Origin of the sequence: Erythrobacter sp. CCH5-A1 (assembly GCF_001557115.1) — a bacterium.
Taxonomy (GTDB): Bacteria; Pseudomonadota; Alphaproteobacteria; order Sphingomonadales; family Sphingomonadaceae; genus Erythrobacter.
This window is the reverse complement of the sequence record NZ_LSKQ01000306.1, coordinates 1-427: the sequence shown is the minus strand read 5'-3', so window position 1 is coordinate 427 and position 427 is coordinate 1. Positions and strand designations below refer to the sequence as shown.

The window sequence follows — 427 nt, the reverse complement described above, 5'->3', positions numbered from 1 at the left end:
TGGTGTTCACGTTGGTGAAGGTGCTCGAGAGGGTCGAGCCGAGGTTGGTCATCGCCGTGATCGCGGCGACCGCGATAAGGGCTGCGATCAGGCCATATTCGATAGCGGTCGCGCCTTGTTCGTCGCGCGCGAGATAACGGAAGAAGGACATGCTGGGTCTCCTGCATCACCGCCAGAATCCGCGATCCGGACGGTCTCCGGGGCGGTCGGCTAGGTGAGTGGATGGACCTGATATCGTTTCGAGCGGGCTTGCGAGCTCCTAAGGGAAACACCGGAGCCCTGCCGCGCAGACAAAGAAAAACGGCGGGGATCGCTCCCCGCCGTCGTTCTTTTTGCCTTAGGCGATCGCTTACGCGGTGCCCTTCGACATGTTGGTGTTCACGTTGGTGAAGGTGCTCGAGAGGGTCGAGCCGAGGTTGGTCATCGC

1 protein-coding gene is annotated in these 427 nt (G+C 61.4%); it reads right to left on the bottom strand.

What is annotated here, in order from left to right:
• A partial coding sequence (locus tag AX708_RS18700) for a Flp family type IVb pilin (protein ID WP_067490607.1) occupies positions 1 to 151 on the bottom strand: 151 nt, incomplete at its 3' end.
• Positions 152 to 427: the final 276 nt, after the last annotated feature.